At 71.8% G+C, this 13780-nt stretch carries 11 protein-coding genes and 1 tRNA gene; 7 read left to right on the top strand and 5 right to left on the bottom strand.

Going from position 1 to position 13780, the window contains the following annotated elements; genetic code table 11:
* Positions 1-61 precede the first annotated feature (61 nt).
* From ACNKF0_RS08150 to ACNKF0_RS08135, 4 genes are all read right to left on the bottom strand, one after another.
* Positions 62-133 (bottom strand) — tRNA-Val (locus tag ACNKF0_RS08150).
* A gap of 200 nt (positions 134-333) precedes the next feature.
* Entirely contained in the window at positions 334-819 is a 486-nt protein-coding gene (locus ACNKF0_RS08145) for a peroxiredoxin (RefSeq protein WP_299931834.1), read from the bottom strand.
* Complete coding sequence (locus ACNKF0_RS08140) at positions 816-2492, bottom strand: AMP-binding protein (RefSeq protein ID WP_416957332.1); 1677 nt, start codon at positions 2490-2492, stop codon at positions 816-818. Before ACNKF0_RS08140 ends, ACNKF0_RS08145 begins: the two co-directional genes overlap by 4 nt.
* Positions 2489-2917, bottom strand: a complete 429-nt coding sequence (locus tag ACNKF0_RS08135) for a DUF3052 domain-containing protein (protein ID WP_416957330.1) — start codon at positions 2915-2917, stop codon at positions 2489-2491. Before ACNKF0_RS08135 ends, ACNKF0_RS08140 begins: the two co-directional genes overlap by 4 nt.
* Before the next feature lie 154 nt (positions 2918-3071).
* Between ACNKF0_RS08135 and aceE the strand changes: the two genes are divergently transcribed.
* Positions 3072-5861 (top strand): pyruvate dehydrogenase (acetyl-transferring), homodimeric type, encoded by a 2790-nt coding sequence (gene aceE / locus ACNKF0_RS08130; protein WP_416957328.1) that lies wholly within the window; start codon positions 3072-3074, stop codon positions 5859-5861.
* A 131-nt stretch (positions 5862-5992) separates the two neighbouring features.
* On the opposite strand, the gene ACNKF0_RS08125 is transcribed toward aceE, so the two are convergent.
* On the bottom strand, positions 5993-6979 hold the full coding sequence (locus ACNKF0_RS08125) for an alpha/beta fold hydrolase (RefSeq protein ID WP_416957326.1): 987 nt from the start codon (positions 6977-6979) through the stop codon (positions 5993-5995).
* A 172-nt stretch (positions 6980-7151) separates the two neighbouring features.
* Here ACNKF0_RS08125 and ACNKF0_RS08120 point away from each other — a divergent pair, with 172 nt between their 5' ends.
* The 6 genes from ACNKF0_RS08120 (at position 7152) to ACNKF0_RS08095 (ending at position 13760) form a co-directional block, all read left to right on the top strand.
* Positions 7152-8324: a PucR family transcriptional regulator gene (locus ACNKF0_RS08120; RefSeq protein ID WP_416957324.1), complete on the top strand. Its 1173-nt coding sequence runs from the start codon at positions 7152-7154 to the stop codon at positions 8322-8324.
* A gap of 79 nt (positions 8325-8403) precedes the next feature.
* Positions 8404-9588: an acyltransferase domain-containing protein gene (locus ACNKF0_RS08115; protein ID WP_299931847.1), complete on the top strand. Its 1185-nt coding sequence runs from the start codon at positions 8404-8406 to the stop codon at positions 9586-9588.
* Complete coding sequence (locus ACNKF0_RS08110; RefSeq protein WP_416957322.1) at positions 9588-10601, top strand: beta-ketoacyl-ACP synthase III; 1014 nt, start codon at positions 9588-9590, stop codon at positions 10599-10601. Before ACNKF0_RS08115 ends, ACNKF0_RS08110 begins: the two co-directional genes overlap by 1 nt.
* A gap of 79 nt (positions 10602-10680) precedes the next feature.
* Entirely contained in the window at positions 10681-10926 is a 246-nt protein-coding gene (locus ACNKF0_RS08105; RefSeq protein WP_416957320.1) for an acyl carrier protein, read from the top strand.
* Positions 10927-11059: 133 nt separating this feature from the next.
* Positions 11060-12310, top strand: a complete 1251-nt coding sequence (locus tag ACNKF0_RS08100; protein WP_416957318.1) for a beta-ketoacyl-[acyl-carrier-protein] synthase family protein — start codon at positions 11060-11062, stop codon at positions 12308-12310.
* Positions 12311-12329: 19 nt separating this feature from the next.
* Positions 12330-13760, top strand: a complete 1431-nt coding sequence (locus ACNKF0_RS08095) for an acyl-CoA carboxylase subunit beta (protein ID WP_416957315.1) — start codon at positions 12330-12332, stop codon at positions 13758-13760.
* The last annotated feature ends 20 nt before the right edge of the window (positions 13761-13780 follow it).

The raw sequence follows: 13780 nt of genomic DNA, 5'->3' as shown, positions 1-13780 counted from the left end.
TGCGGCGGTGTGAGCCGTCCGTGAGGCCCGGATGAGAGGGCTCTCACGGGAAGGGCCAGGGTGCGTCGGGACGGTTTCGAACCGCCGACCGCTCGGGTGTAAACCGAGTGCTCTACCGCTGAGCTACCGACGCGCAGGGGCACACACTACGGGACCGCGCGCCCCGCCCGGCAAACCGTCGGCGGCGGCCCGATCGGGTCCGGAAATGAGTTGAACCGCTGGCGTCTCGGGTCACCAGCGGTTCAACAACTAGAAGATTACACCCCTCCCCAAGGGCGTACGAGGAATCGCGAAATCAGCCCGGATCGGTCTAGACCACTGGCTGTCCGCGACCTACACCAGGTGCTGATCGACCGCCGCGTGGAGCTCGCGCAGGTGCTCATCCAGGTCGCGGCCGTCGGGGCCGGCGTTGTGCACCGACCAGCGCAGCCGGCCCTCCCGGTCGACGACGTACGACGAGCGCCGCGGCGCGCCCTTGACCTCGTCGAACACCTCGTAGTTCCGCGAGACGGCTCCGTGCGGCCACCAGTCGGAGAGCAGCGGGAAGTTGAGGCCCTCGGCCTCCGCGAAGGTGCGCAGGGCGTAGACGGAGTCGCAGGAGACGGCGAGCACCTCGGTGTCGAAGGTGAGGAACTCGTCGAGCCGGTCGCGCACGCCCGACAGCTCCCCGGTGCAGACCCCGGTGAAGGCGAACGGGAAGAACATCAGCACGACCGCCTTGCGACCGCGGAAGTCGCTGAGCCGGACGTCCTGGCCGAACTGGTCACGGAGCGTGAAGTCAGGTGCCTCGTCGCCGATGCACAGTCCCTTGCCCGTCACGCTGGTCCCTCGCCGTCCTTCTCGTCGTCTCGGTCATCCTGGTCGTCCTGGCTGCCCCACCCGGCGAGCTCCCGCTTGAGGACCTTGCCGGTCGCGTTGCGCGGCAGCTCGTCGACGAACACGATCTCGCGCGGCACCTTGAACCGCGCCAGGTTGGTCCTCACGTGCTCGCGCAGGTCGTCCTCCGACACCTTGCCGGTGCGCACCACGAAGGCGCGCAGACGCTGACCATAGTCCTCGTCGGCAACACCCACGGCAGCGACGTCCCGCACGCCCTCGTGGGCGATGAGGCAGTCCTCGACCTCTTGGGGGAAGACGTTCTCCCCGCCGGAGACGATCATGTCGTCGTCACGGCCCGCGACGTGCAGCCGACCGGCCTCGTCGAACCAGCCGACGTCGCCAGACGACATCAGCCCCTCGACGACCTCCTTGGAGCCGCCGTGGGTGTAGCCCTCGAACAGCAGCCCGTTGCCCACGAAGATCCGGCCGGTCTCGCCCGGCGGCAGCTCGCCGCCCCCATCGTCGAGGATCTTCACGACAGTGCCGTAGGGCGGCCTGCCCGCCGACGTCGGATCGGCCCGCAGGTCCTCCGGCGTCGCGATCGAGGCGTAGGCGACCTCCGTGGAGCCGTAGATGTTGTAGAGGTTGTCGCCGAAGCGGTCCATCCACGCCTGCGCGAGCGTGGCGGGCAGCGCCGAGCCGGACGACGCGACCACCTCGACACGGGAGAGGTCGAACCCGTCGAGCTGCTCGGGGTCGAGCGCCAGGATGCGCTGCAGCATCACCGGGATCACGACCATCGACTGGCAGCGCTCGGCCTGCGTGGTCCGCAGCGCCTCCGCCGGGTCGAAGGTGCGCCGCAGCACGACCGTCGAGCCGAGCAGCATCGCCAGCGCCAGGTGCGCGAACCCCCACGTGTGGAACAGCGGGGCGGCGATGTGCGTACGCCAGCCCGCCCGCAGCGGCATCCTCGACAGGAGCGAGACGGCGGCGTCGATGCCGGCCTCCTTGCGCGGCGCGCCCTTGGGGGTGCCGGTCGTGCCCGAGGTCAGGATCACCACGCGGGAGTGACGGGCGGGCGGGTGCAGCTCGCCCTCGTCGTACGCCGTCACGAGCCGCTCGAGGATCTCGTCGGTCCCCGGTTCCCCCTCGGTCCACGCCAGCACCCGGCGCTCGAGGTCGGCACCGGCGAGGAGACCGGTGAACTCCTCGTCGTGGATCACCATGCTCGGCGCCTCGCGCCGGAGCACGTCGACCAGCTGCGGTCCGGCGAAGGCGGTGTTGAGGTAGAGGATGTCGGCGCCCAGCTTGGCGACCGCGACGGTGGCGTCGACGAATCCGCGGTGGTTGCGGCACATCACCGCGACCGAGTCGCCCTCGCGGACGCCGCGCTCGGCGAGCGCCCGCGCGAGGGAGTTGGTACGGCGCTGCAGCTCGCCCCAGGTGAGCTCGCCGAGCTCGTCGACCACGCCCACCTGGTGCGGGTCGCGGGCCGCGAGGGTGGCGAAACCGCCCGCCGGACCGGTGCCCCAGCGCAGGACCAGGCGTCCGATGTCGACCAGGGTCCGTGGGCCGTGGGGCCGGATCACGCCCGCGCGACCCAGCACGCGGACGGTGGTCGCGACCCCGGACGCCCGGGCCGCGAGGGTGGACGGGAGGTCGCGAACGGTCACGCGGGGGTCTTCGGCGCGACCAACCGGATGGCCTGCCAGTCCTTGCTGACCGCGGCCGTCGTGGTCTGCGACAGCCCCGCGATGGGCGCCGCCTCCGTGACGTCGGACGCGTCGACGGTGCCCGGTCGGCCGACCTTGGGCGTCAGGAGCCAGATCGACCCGCCGCCGACGAGGTCGGTGAGCGCGTCGACGAGGCCGTCGACGAGGTCGCCGTCATCGGCGCGCCACCACAGCAGCACCGCGTCGACGACGTTGCCGTAGTCGCCGTCGACCATGTCGGCGTCGATGCAGTCCTCGACGGCGATGCGCAGCTCGTCATCGGTGTCGTTGTCCCAGCCGAGTTCCTGGACGACCATGCCGGGCTTGAGCCCGAGCCGATCCCCCGTTCCTGTCACCGGGGCAGAATCGCCCACCGTCGAGCTCACGCAGTGCCTCCTGTGTCCTGGGGTCCCGACCGGCGTGGTCAGGCTTGGTGCGCACAGTCCACAGGAACACGGCAGGCGCCGCAACCCCGGTACGCGTCATGGGACTACCCGTGGGTAGATTTCGTGGCGCGGACGAGCGTGACACGATGAGCGGGTGAGTGACGCCGAGAAGTCCGACAACAGCAAGAGCCCGGCGATCGCGTCGGTGATCCACGAGGGCCTTCCCACCCAGCTGCCCGACATCGACCCGGACGAGACGCAGGAGTGGCTCGCGTCGTTCGACGCGATGCTCGACGACCGCGGCCGCGACCGCGCGCGCTACGTGATGCTGCGCCTGCTCGAGCGTGCGCGCGAGAAGCAGGTCGGCGTCCCCGCGCTGCGCTCGACCGACTACATCAACACGATCCCGCCGGAGCGCGAGCCGTGGTTCCCCGGCGACGAGGAGGCCGAGCGCCGCATCCGCGCGTTCATCCGCTGGAACGCCGCGGTGATGGTGTCGTCGGCCAACCGCAAGGGTCTCGAGGTCGGCGGCCACATCGCCACCTACCAGTCCTCGGCGAGCCTCTACGAGGTCGGCTTCAACCACTTCTTCCGCGGCAAGGACCACGAGGGCGGCGGCGACCAGATCTACATCCAGGGCCACGGCTCGCCGGGCGTCTACGCCCGCGCGTTCCTCGAGGGCCGCCTCAGCGAGGAGCAGCTCTACCGCTTCCGCCAGGAGGTCCAGCACGGCAAGGGCGCCGGCCTGCCGTCCTACCCGCACCCCCGCCTGATGCCCGACTTCTGGGAGTTCCCGACCGTCTCGATGGGCCTCACCGCCATCGGGTCGATCTACCAGGCGCGCTTCAACCGCTACCTCGACAACCGCGGCATCAAGGACACCACGCAGCAGCGTGTGTGGGCCTTCATGGGCGACGGCGAGATGGCCGAGCCCGAGTCGCTCGGCGCGATCCGCGTCGCCGCGCGCGAGGAGCTCGACAACCTCACCTGGGTCATCAACTGCAACCTCCAGCAGCTCGACGGCCCGGTCACCGGCAACGGCAAGATCATCCAGGAGCTCGAGGCCAACTTCCGCGGCGCCGGCTGGAACGTCATCAAGGTCGTGTGGGGCCGCGAGTGGGACGCGCTGCTGGCGCGCGACGTCGACGGCGTCCTGGTCAACCGGATGAACTCCACCCCCGACGGGCAGTTCCAGACCTACTCCACCGAGGACGGCGCCTACGTCCGCGAGCACTTCTTCGGTGGCGACAAGCGCCTGCGCGCGATGGTCGAGCACATGTCCGACAGCCAGATCGAGAAGCTGCCCCGCGGCGGCCACGACTACCGCAAGGTCTTCGCCGCCTTCGACGCCGCGAGCAAGCACACCGGTCAGCCGACGGTGATCCTCGCCCACACCATCAAGGGCTGGACGATCGACGCCCTCGAGGGCAAGAACGCCACCCACCAGATGAAGAAGCTGACCCTCCCGGACCTCAAGAAGTTCCGCGACCGGCTCTACCTCCCGATCAGCGACCGCGACCTCGAGGAGTCCTACGAGAAGACCGGCGGCGCGCCGTTCTTCCACCCCGGCGCCGACGCTCCCGAGATCGAGTACATGCTCGAGCGCCGCAAGGCCCTCGGCGGCTCGATCCCGCGCCGCGTCAACCGCGCCACCGCGCTCAAGCTGCCCGGCGACGAGCTCTACGCCGAGCTCAAGCAGGGCTCGGGCAAGAACAAGTTCGCCACCACCATGGCCGTCGTCCGACTGCTCCGCGACTGGATGAAGGACCCGGAGATCGGCGACCGCCTGGTGCCGATCGCCCCCGACGAGTACCGCACGTTCGGCATGGACTCCATGTTCCCGAGCGCCAAGGTCTACAACCCGGGTGGCCAGCAGTACGAGTCGGTCGACCGCAAGATGCTGCTCTCCTACAAGGAGTCCGCGCAGGGCCAGATGCTCCACGAGGGCATCTCCGAGGCGGGCGCGGTGGCGTCGGCCACGGCTGCCGGGTCGTCGTACTCCACGCACGGCGAGCACATGATCCCGTTCTACATCTTCTACTCGATGTTCGGCTTCCAGCGCACGGGCGACTCGATCTGGGCGATGGCCGACCAGCTGGCCCGCGGCTTCCTCATCGGCGCCACGGCCGGTCGTACGACGCTGACGGGCGAGGGCCTCCAGCACGCCGACGGACACTCGCCGCTGCTGGCCGCGACCAACCCGGCGATCGTCCACTACGACCCGGCCTTCTCCTACGAGATCAGCCACATCATGCAGAACGGCCTCGAGCGGATGTACGGCACCGGCGGGCCCGACGGCACCGGCGAGGACGTCATCTACTACCTCACCGTCTACAACGAGCCCGTCTCGATGCCGGCCGAGCCCTCCGACGTCGACGTCGACGGGATCCTCCGGGGCATCCACAAGGTCGCCACCGCCGACGGCGAGGGCCCGCGGGTCCAGCTGATGGCGTCCGGCGTCGGCTTCCCCTGGGTCGAGGAGGCCGCCCGCCTCCTCGCCGAGGAGTGGGGCGTCCAGGCCGACCTGTGGTCGGTCACCTCGTGGAACGAGCTCGCCCGCGACGGCGCCGCCGCCGAGCAGTGGAACCTGCTCAACCCGGGCGAGGAGCACCGCACGGCCTACGTCAGCGACAAGCTCGCCGACGTCCAGGGTCCGGTCGTCGCCGTGTCCGACTACATGCGGGCCGTCCCGCTGCAGATCGCCCGCTGGGTCCCGGCCGACTACCGCGTGCTCGGTGCCGACGGCTTCGGCTTCGCCGACACGCGCCCGGCAGCCCGTCGCTTCTTCCACATCGACGCCCAGAGCGTCGTCGTCCAGGCCCTCCAGGCGCTCGCCGACGCCGGCGAGCTCCCGGTGGAGAAGGTCGTGGAGGCCGCGCAGCGCTACCGGATCGACGACCCGACCGCCACCAAGGACATCAAGCAGGAGGGCGGCGACGCCTGAGGGTGCTCGCGCGAAGCGCGAGACCCCTCAACGGGCGTCGGGTTGAGCAAGCCAGCGGCTGAGCCTGCGAAGCCGCGACGGCGCGTCGAAACCAGCCTGAGGGACGTCACCACCCGCCTGACCCGCCCGGGTCAGGCGGGTGTTGCGTGTCGTACGTCGTCCAGCGGGCCGACGGGCGGCTCGCCGGCTCGCGCCTCGGCCGGACGCACCGGCGCCCCCTCGTCGAGGAGGTCGCGCCAGTGGTCGCGGTCGTAGTGGCTCGGCTCGGTGGTGCGGATGAAGTCGCGCACGATCTTGGCGAACCGCTCGGGGTGGTCACGGTGCGGGAAGTGACCGGCGTTGGGGATGATCTCGACGCGGGCGGTCGGCGCCAGCGCGCTGGCGTTGCTGGCGTGGCTGACCGGGATGACGAGGTCGTCGGCGCCCCAGACGACGCACATCGGCATCGCCTCGGTGAGGTAGGCGCGGTCGGCCATGGTGACGATCTGGCCCTTCCAGTCCACGACGGCCCGGACCACGTGCCGGATCGCCGCACGCGCCCGGGGGTCCTTGAAGGAGTCGTAGATCGTGGCGACCTCGCCGAGGTCGCGCAGCTGGCTGATCCCGCTCCGGGCGAGCACCCGCATCGTCGTCGTGGCGGCGTGGCGCAGTCCGGGGGTCGCCAGCACACCCATGACCTGGTGGAAGCCGGGGGTGGTGATCGCGCGGATGGCCGGGCTGACCTCGGGTCCCAGTCCCCCGGAGGCGACGAGGACGAGGCGCTCGGTGCGCTCGGGGTACTGGTAGGCGAACTGCATGGCCACTCCCCCGCCGAAGCTGTGCCCGACCACCGTCGCGGTGTCGATGCCCAGCACGGTCAGCAGGTCGCGCATCCCGTTGGCGTAGCCGCCCACGCTGTAGTCGGCGCGCGGCTTGTCGGACACGCCGTGACCGAGCAGGTCCGGTGCGATGACCGTGTGCGTCCGAGCGAGCGAGTCGATGACCGGCGCCCAGGTCGTGTGGTCGCAGCCGAGGCCGTGGAGCAGCAGCACGACGGGCCCCGACCCGGCCCGGACGAAAGCGCGCCGGTGTCCGTGCACGGTCACGTGCTCGACGTGCTGGCTGGTGCGACGGCTCACGCGACCTCTTCCCTCGATCTCGGGCTGGGACTGTCCGGATTCAACCAGAGCGTGTCCCCCGGTACCCCACGCGCCTCGCCCCGATGCGAAGTCGTGACCTCGCCCGCGCGCCCGACGGCCCGCTCGGTTCGTGGGAATCCCACTACGTGACGCACCCCACTACAGTCGTGCCGTGACCCCGTCCCGCCGCCGCGCAGCCGAGGCCCTGCGCAACTCCACGGGAGCGCTCAGCACCGCCGCGACGGGGCGGATGTCGACCGACCTCCCCTGGTTCGACGACCTGAGCGCGCAGGACCGCTCGTGGGTCGGCCTCATCGTCCAGGCGGGCATCCGCGGGTTCGTGGACTGGTACGACCGCGAGGTCGAGGCGTCGGCCCACGACCCCCTCGACGTCGTCGTGTTCGGCGCCGCGCCGCGCGAGCTGACCGGCGTCATCTCGCTGCAGCAGACCGTCGAGCTGGTGCGGCTGAGCATCCGGGTCGTCGAGACCACCATCGACGCCCTCCTCGACCCCGACGACGCCCGCGAGGTGCACGACGCGGTCCTCCTCTACGCCCGCGAGGTGGCCTTCGCCACCGCCGCCGTCTACGCCCGCGCGGCCGAGTCGCGCGGCGCGTGGGACGCGCGGCTCGAGGCGCTCGTGGTCGACTCCGTCGTCCGCGCGGAGGCCGACGAGAGCGTCCTGTCCCGGGCGAGTGCGCTGGGCTGGGGTGCGCACGGCGACGTGGCCGTCGTGCTGGGCGCCACGCCCCCACACCGGGCCGAGCTCGACGTCTTCGACTCCGTACGACGCTCCGCGCGCGCCGGCGGGATGGACGCGCTGTGCGCCACGCAGGGCGACCGGCTGGTCGTCGTCCTGGGCGGCGTCACCGACCCCCTGGCAGCCGCCACCAGGCTGCTCGACCACTTCGGCGACGGCCCCGTGGTGGTCGGCCCCGTCACCGCCGACCTGGCCCACGCCAGCGCGTCGATGCGGGCCGCGCTGTCCGCGCACCGGGCCGCGAGCGGCTGGCCCGACGCCCCGCGCCCGGTCGCGAGCCGCGACCTGCTCCCCGAGCGCGCCCTGGCCGGCGACGGGCACGCGCGCCGGCACCTCGTCGACGAGGTCTACCTCCCGCTGATGGCAGCGCGCGGCACCCTGCTCGAGACGCTGGCCGCGTGGTTCGAGCACGGCTCGTCCATCGAGGCGACGGCCCGTGCGCTCTTCGTCCACCCCAACACGGTGCGCTACCGGCTGCGCCAGATCTCCGACACGACCGGGTGGTCACCGACCCGGCCGCGTGAGGCGTTCGCGCTGCAGCTGGCGCTGATCCTAGGGCGCCAGTCGGGTCGGACGGAACTGTAGGAACCCTACAAAGATCTGGGGGTCAGTTTCGTCGGCGTCGGACCCGCGGTGATTGACCTCTACCCGTCACAGTGGTCATGTGCTCGTCATCGTCGCTCCCGGCCAAGGGGCCCAGACCCCCGGATTCCTCACGCCCTGGCTGGAGGACCCGACCTTCGCCGCCCGGTTCGACTGGCTCGCCACAGTGGCCGGCATCGACCTCGCCCACTACGGCACCGAGGCGGATGCCGAGACCATCCGCGACACGAAGATCGCCCAGCCGCTGCTGGTGGCGACCGGGCTGGTCGCGGCCCTCGACCTCTTCCCGCACCCGGCAGACGCGTTCGCGCGCATCGGTGCGGTGGCCGGGCACAGCGTCGGCGAGCTCACCGCCGCGGCCGGTGCCCGGGTGATCACCGCCGAGCAGGCGATGGTCCTCGTGCGCGAGCGCGGCAACGCGATGGCCGACGCGGCCGCCACCACCGCCACCGGGATGACGGCCGTCCTCGGCGGCGACCGCGACGAGGTCCTCGCGGCCATCGAGCGACACGGCCTCACCGCCGCCAACGACAACGGCCCCGGCCAGGTCGTCGCCGCCGGTACGACGGAGCAGCTCGCCGCCTTCGCCGAGGACCCGCCGGCCAAGGCGCGCCTGATGCCGCTCAGCGTCGCCGGGGCGTTCCACACCGTCCACATGGCGCCGGCCGTCGACCGCCTCGCCTCGCTGGCCCGCTCCGTCTCCACCCACGACCCGCGCACCCCGGTGATCTCCAACCGCGACGGCCAGGTCGTCCACGACGGCCGCGACGTGCTGCGCCGCATGGTCGGGCAGATCTCCAACCCGGTCCGGTGGGACCTGTGCCTGGAGACGATGAGCGACCTCGGCGTCACCGGCATCCTGGAGATGCCGCCCGCCGGCACCCTCACCGGGATCGCCAAGCGTGCCCTCAAGGGGGTGGAGACCTTCGCCCTCAAGACGCCCGACCAGCTCGACGCCGCCCGTGACTTCTGCGACAAGCACGGCGAGGCCTCGATGATCGAGACCACCCCGACGTGGCGGATGGTCGTCTCGCCCGCCAAGGGCACGTTCCACATCTCCGCCGAGGCGGCGCAGCTGCACCTGCTCGCCCCCGGCGCCACCATCGGCGCCGTCGCCAGCCTGCGCGACCGCACCGACATCACCGCGCCCCACGGCGGCTCCGTCGTCGAGTGGCTGGTCGAGGACGGCGACCTCGTCTCGCCCGGCCAGCCCCTCCTGCGACTCCACCCGGAGGCCACGCTCTGATGGTTGCCATCACCGGCGGCACGGGTGCCGCACACGCACGCATCATGGGCGTCGGCGCCTACCGCCCCTCCCGCGTCGTCCCCAACTCCGAGGTCGTCGACGCCATCGCCTCCAGCGACGAGTGGATCCAGCAGCGCTCCGGGATCCGGACGCGCCGCTGGGCCGGTCCCGAGGAGTCGGTCCAGATGATGTCCGTCGAGGCGTCCCGGATCGCCATCGAGCGCGCCGGCCTCGAGGTCGGCCAGATCGACTGCGTGGTCGTCGCCACCGTGAGCCACCTGCTCCAGACCCCGGCCGTCGCCACCGCGATCGCGCACGAGCTCGGCACCGACGGCGCCGCCGCCTTCGACATCTCCGCGGCGTGCTCCGGCTTCTGCCACGGCGTCGCCCTGGCCTCCGACATCGTCCGCGCCGGCAGCGCCCGCCACGTCCTGGTGGTCGGGGTCGAGCGGCTCACCGACATCCTCGACCTCACCGACCGCGGCACCGCCTTCATCTTCGCCGACGGCGCAGGAGCAGCCGTCGTCGGACCCAGTGACACCCCCGGCATCGGACCGGTCGTGTGGGGCTCCGACGGCGAGCAGTTCGACCTCATCCGGCAGCGCGAGGACTGGCGCGACGTCGTCGGCACCGACACGCAGCCCGGCTCCGGCGTGATGCCGCACCTGACCATGCAGGGCAACCCGGTCTTCCGCTGGGCTTCCTTCGCCATGGCGAAGATCGGCCAGCAGGCACTGGACGCGGCCGGCATCACCCTCGACGAGCTCGACGTCTTCGTGCCCCACCAGGCCAACATGCGCATCATCGACGCCATGGCGCGCTCCATGAAGCTCCCCGCATCGGTCCGCATCGCACGCGACGTCGCCGACCAGGGCAACACCTCGGCCGCCTCGGTCCCGCTCGCGCTCGACCGGATGATGGCCGAGGGTGAGGCCAGGTCCGGCGACACGGCACTGCTCATCGCCTTCGGCGCCGGGCTGTCCTACGCCGCCCAGGTCGTCACCGTCCCCTGACCAGCACCACCCCCAACACCACCTCCGTACCAACCAGAACCAGCCCGAGCAGCACCCACACAGAAGAAGGGAAGGCCCCATGGCCAGCACCGAAGAAATCCGCGCCGACCTCGCCGCGATCGTCAACGAGGTGGCCGGCGTCGACGCCGACGACGTCCAGCTGGACAAGTCCTTCGTGGACGACCTCGACGTCGACTCGCTCTCCATGGTCGAGGTCGTCGTGGCCGCCGAGGAGAAGTTCGGCGTGACCATCCCGGACGACGAGGTCAAGAACCTCAAGACCGTGGGCGACGCTGTCGCCTACATCGAGCGCGCGCAGGGCTGACGCTCGTCCTGACGTCACGGGTGGCCGGCGTCCAGCCCCGGCCCCCGTGACCCAGGCCCCGACCTCCATCTCGGGTCCACCCCGATCCACCCCGATCCACCCCGATCCACCCGCGAGAACGGAACCTCATCTGATGCCCTCGACCCGCGTAGTCGTCACCGGCCTCGGCGCCACCTCCCCCGTCGGCGGGGACGTCGCCTCGACGTGGCAGGCGATGCTGTCCGGCACGTCCGGCATCCGACGGCTCACCGACGCGTGGGTCGACCAGCTCCCCGTCAAGATCGGCGGCCGCGTCGCGGTCGAGCCGTCCGAGGTGCTCGAGCGCGTCAAGGCCCGTCGGCTCGACCGGTCCAGCCAGTTCGCCATGGTCGCGGCCGACCAGGCGTGGGCCGACGCCGGCCTGGAGGACTCCGGCCTCGAGCCCGAGCGTCTCGCCGTCGCACTCGCGTCCGGCATCGGCGGGGTGACCACCCTGCTCGACAACTACGACATCCTCCTCGAGAAGGGTGCGCGCCGGGTCTCCCCCCTCGCCGTCCCCATGCTCATGCCCAACGCTCCCGCGGCCAACGTCAGCCTGAAGTACGGCGCCCGCGCTGCGGTCCACGCGCCCACCTCGGCCTGCGCCTCGAGCAACGAGGCCATCGCCATGGCCATCGACATGATCCGGCTCGGCCGCGCCGACGTCGTCATCGCCGGCGGCACCGAGGCCGCGATCCACCCGCTCCCGATGGCCGCGTTCGCCAACATGATGGCGCTGTCCAAGACCGGCAGCGAGGAGGGCGGCGACCCGACCACCGTCTCCCGCCCCTGGGACACCGGCCGCGACGGCTTCGTCCTCGGCGAGGGCGGCGCCGTGCTGATCCTCGAGTCCGAGGAGCACGCCCGCGCCCGCGGTGCCAGGATCTACGCCGAGGCGCGCGGCGCCGGCATCAGCAACGACGCCCACGACATCGCCCAGCCCGACCCCGAGGGTCGCGGCGGCACCCGGGCGATCAAGATGGCGCTGCGCGAGGGTGACGTCGACCCGGCCACCGTCATCCACGTCAACGCCCACGCGACGTCCACGCCCAAGGGCGACATCGCCGAGGGCCTCATGCTCCACGCCGTCCTCGGCGAGCACGTCGACCGGTGCGTCGTGACGAGCACGAAGTCGATGACCGGTCACCTCCTGGGCGGCGCCGGGGCCCTGGAGGCCGTCGCGACCGTGATGGCGCTCCACGACCGGGTCAGCCCGCCCACCATCAACCTCGACGACAAGGACCCCGAGGTCGACCTCGACATCCCGACGTCGAGGCGCGACCTGCCCGACGGCGACGTCGTCGCGCTCAACAACTCCTTCGGCTTCGGTGGCGCCAACGTCGCGGTCGCCTTCGGCAGCGCCTGAGAACCGGAAGGACCTCCCCATGACGACGACGGCCACGAAGCCCGCCAAGCTGCCCCGCGAGCAGGACCCCCGCAACCCGGTCCACCGGCTCACGGCCCTGTTCGACGAGGGCACACTCGAGCTGCTGACCCCCGACGACGACTCAGGCATGCTCGCGGCCACCGGGCGGGTCAACGACACCGCCGTCGTCGCCTTCTGCAGCGACCCGACCGTCATGGGCGGCGCCATGGGCGACCTGGGCTGCCGGGTCGTGGTCGACGCCTACCACCGGGCGATCACCGACGGCGTCCCGATCATCGGCCTCTGGCACTCCGGCGGGGCGCGGCTGGCCGAAGGCGTCCTCTCCCTGCACGCGGTGGGTCGCATCTTCCAGGTGATGACCCAGGCGTCCGGCGTGATCCCGCAGATCTCGGTCGTGCTCGGCCCCGCCGCCGGTGGCGCCGCCTACGGTCCTGCGCTCACCGACGTGGTGATCCTCGGCCCCGAGGGCCGCATCTTCGTCACCGGCCCCGACGTGGTCCGCTCCGTCACGGGCGAGGACGTCGACATGCTCCGCCTCGGTGGGCCCGAGCCCCACGGGCGACGCTCCGGCGTCGTCCACATCCTCACCGAGTCCGAGGCCGAGGCCCTGGAGCGCGCCCGCACCGTCGCATCCCTCCTCGGCGCCCAGCACAGCCTCGACGTCGACGCGGTCGAGGACCGCGACCTCGGCGCGCTGCTGCCGGAGTCGAAGAAGCGCGCGTACGACGTGCACCCGCTCGTCGACGGCCTCCTCGACGAGGGCACCATGCAGGAGCTCCACGCCCGCTGGGCCCCCAACATCGTCACGGCCCTCGGCCGCTTCGGCGGCCGCACCGTCGGCGTCGTCGCCAACAACCCGCTGCGGCTCGGCGGCTGCCTCGACTCGCTCTCGGCCGAGAAGGCCTCCCGCTTCGTGCGCATGTGCGACGCGTTCGGGGTGCCGCTCGTCGTGCTCGTCGACGTCCCGGGCTACCTCCCCGGCGTCGGCCAGGAGTGGGACGGCGTCGTACGTCGCGGAGCCAAGCTGCTGCACGCCTTCGGCGAGTGCGTCGTGCCGCGGGTGACGCTCGTGACCCGCAAGACCTACGGCGGCGCCTACATCGCGATGAACGCCCGCTCGCTGGGCGCCACGCGCGTGTTCGCCTGGCCGGGTGCCGAGGTGGCCGTGATGGGCGCCGTGGCAGCCATCCGCATCCTGCACCGCCGCAAGCTCGCCGAGGTCTCCCCCGAGATCAGGCCGCAGGTCGAGACCGAGCTCGCCGCCGAGCACGAGCGGATCGCCGGTGGCGTCGACAAGGCCGTCGAGATCGGGGTCGTCGACGAGGTCGTCGAGCCCACCCGCACCCGCAGCGCGATCGCGCAGGCGATGCGGCACGAGATCGACACCGCCGGCGTACGCCGCGGGCGCCACGGCAACATCCCGCTCTGACGTCGGTCGACGTCACGCAC

Source organism: Nocardioides sp. T5, assembly GCF_048161455.1.
In the GTDB taxonomy this organism is placed as follows: Bacteria; Actinomycetota; Actinomycetes; order Propionibacteriales; family Nocardioidaceae; genus Nocardioides.
Note: the sequence above shows the minus strand (reverse complement) of the source record. Positions and strands in the feature narration are given on the sequence as shown.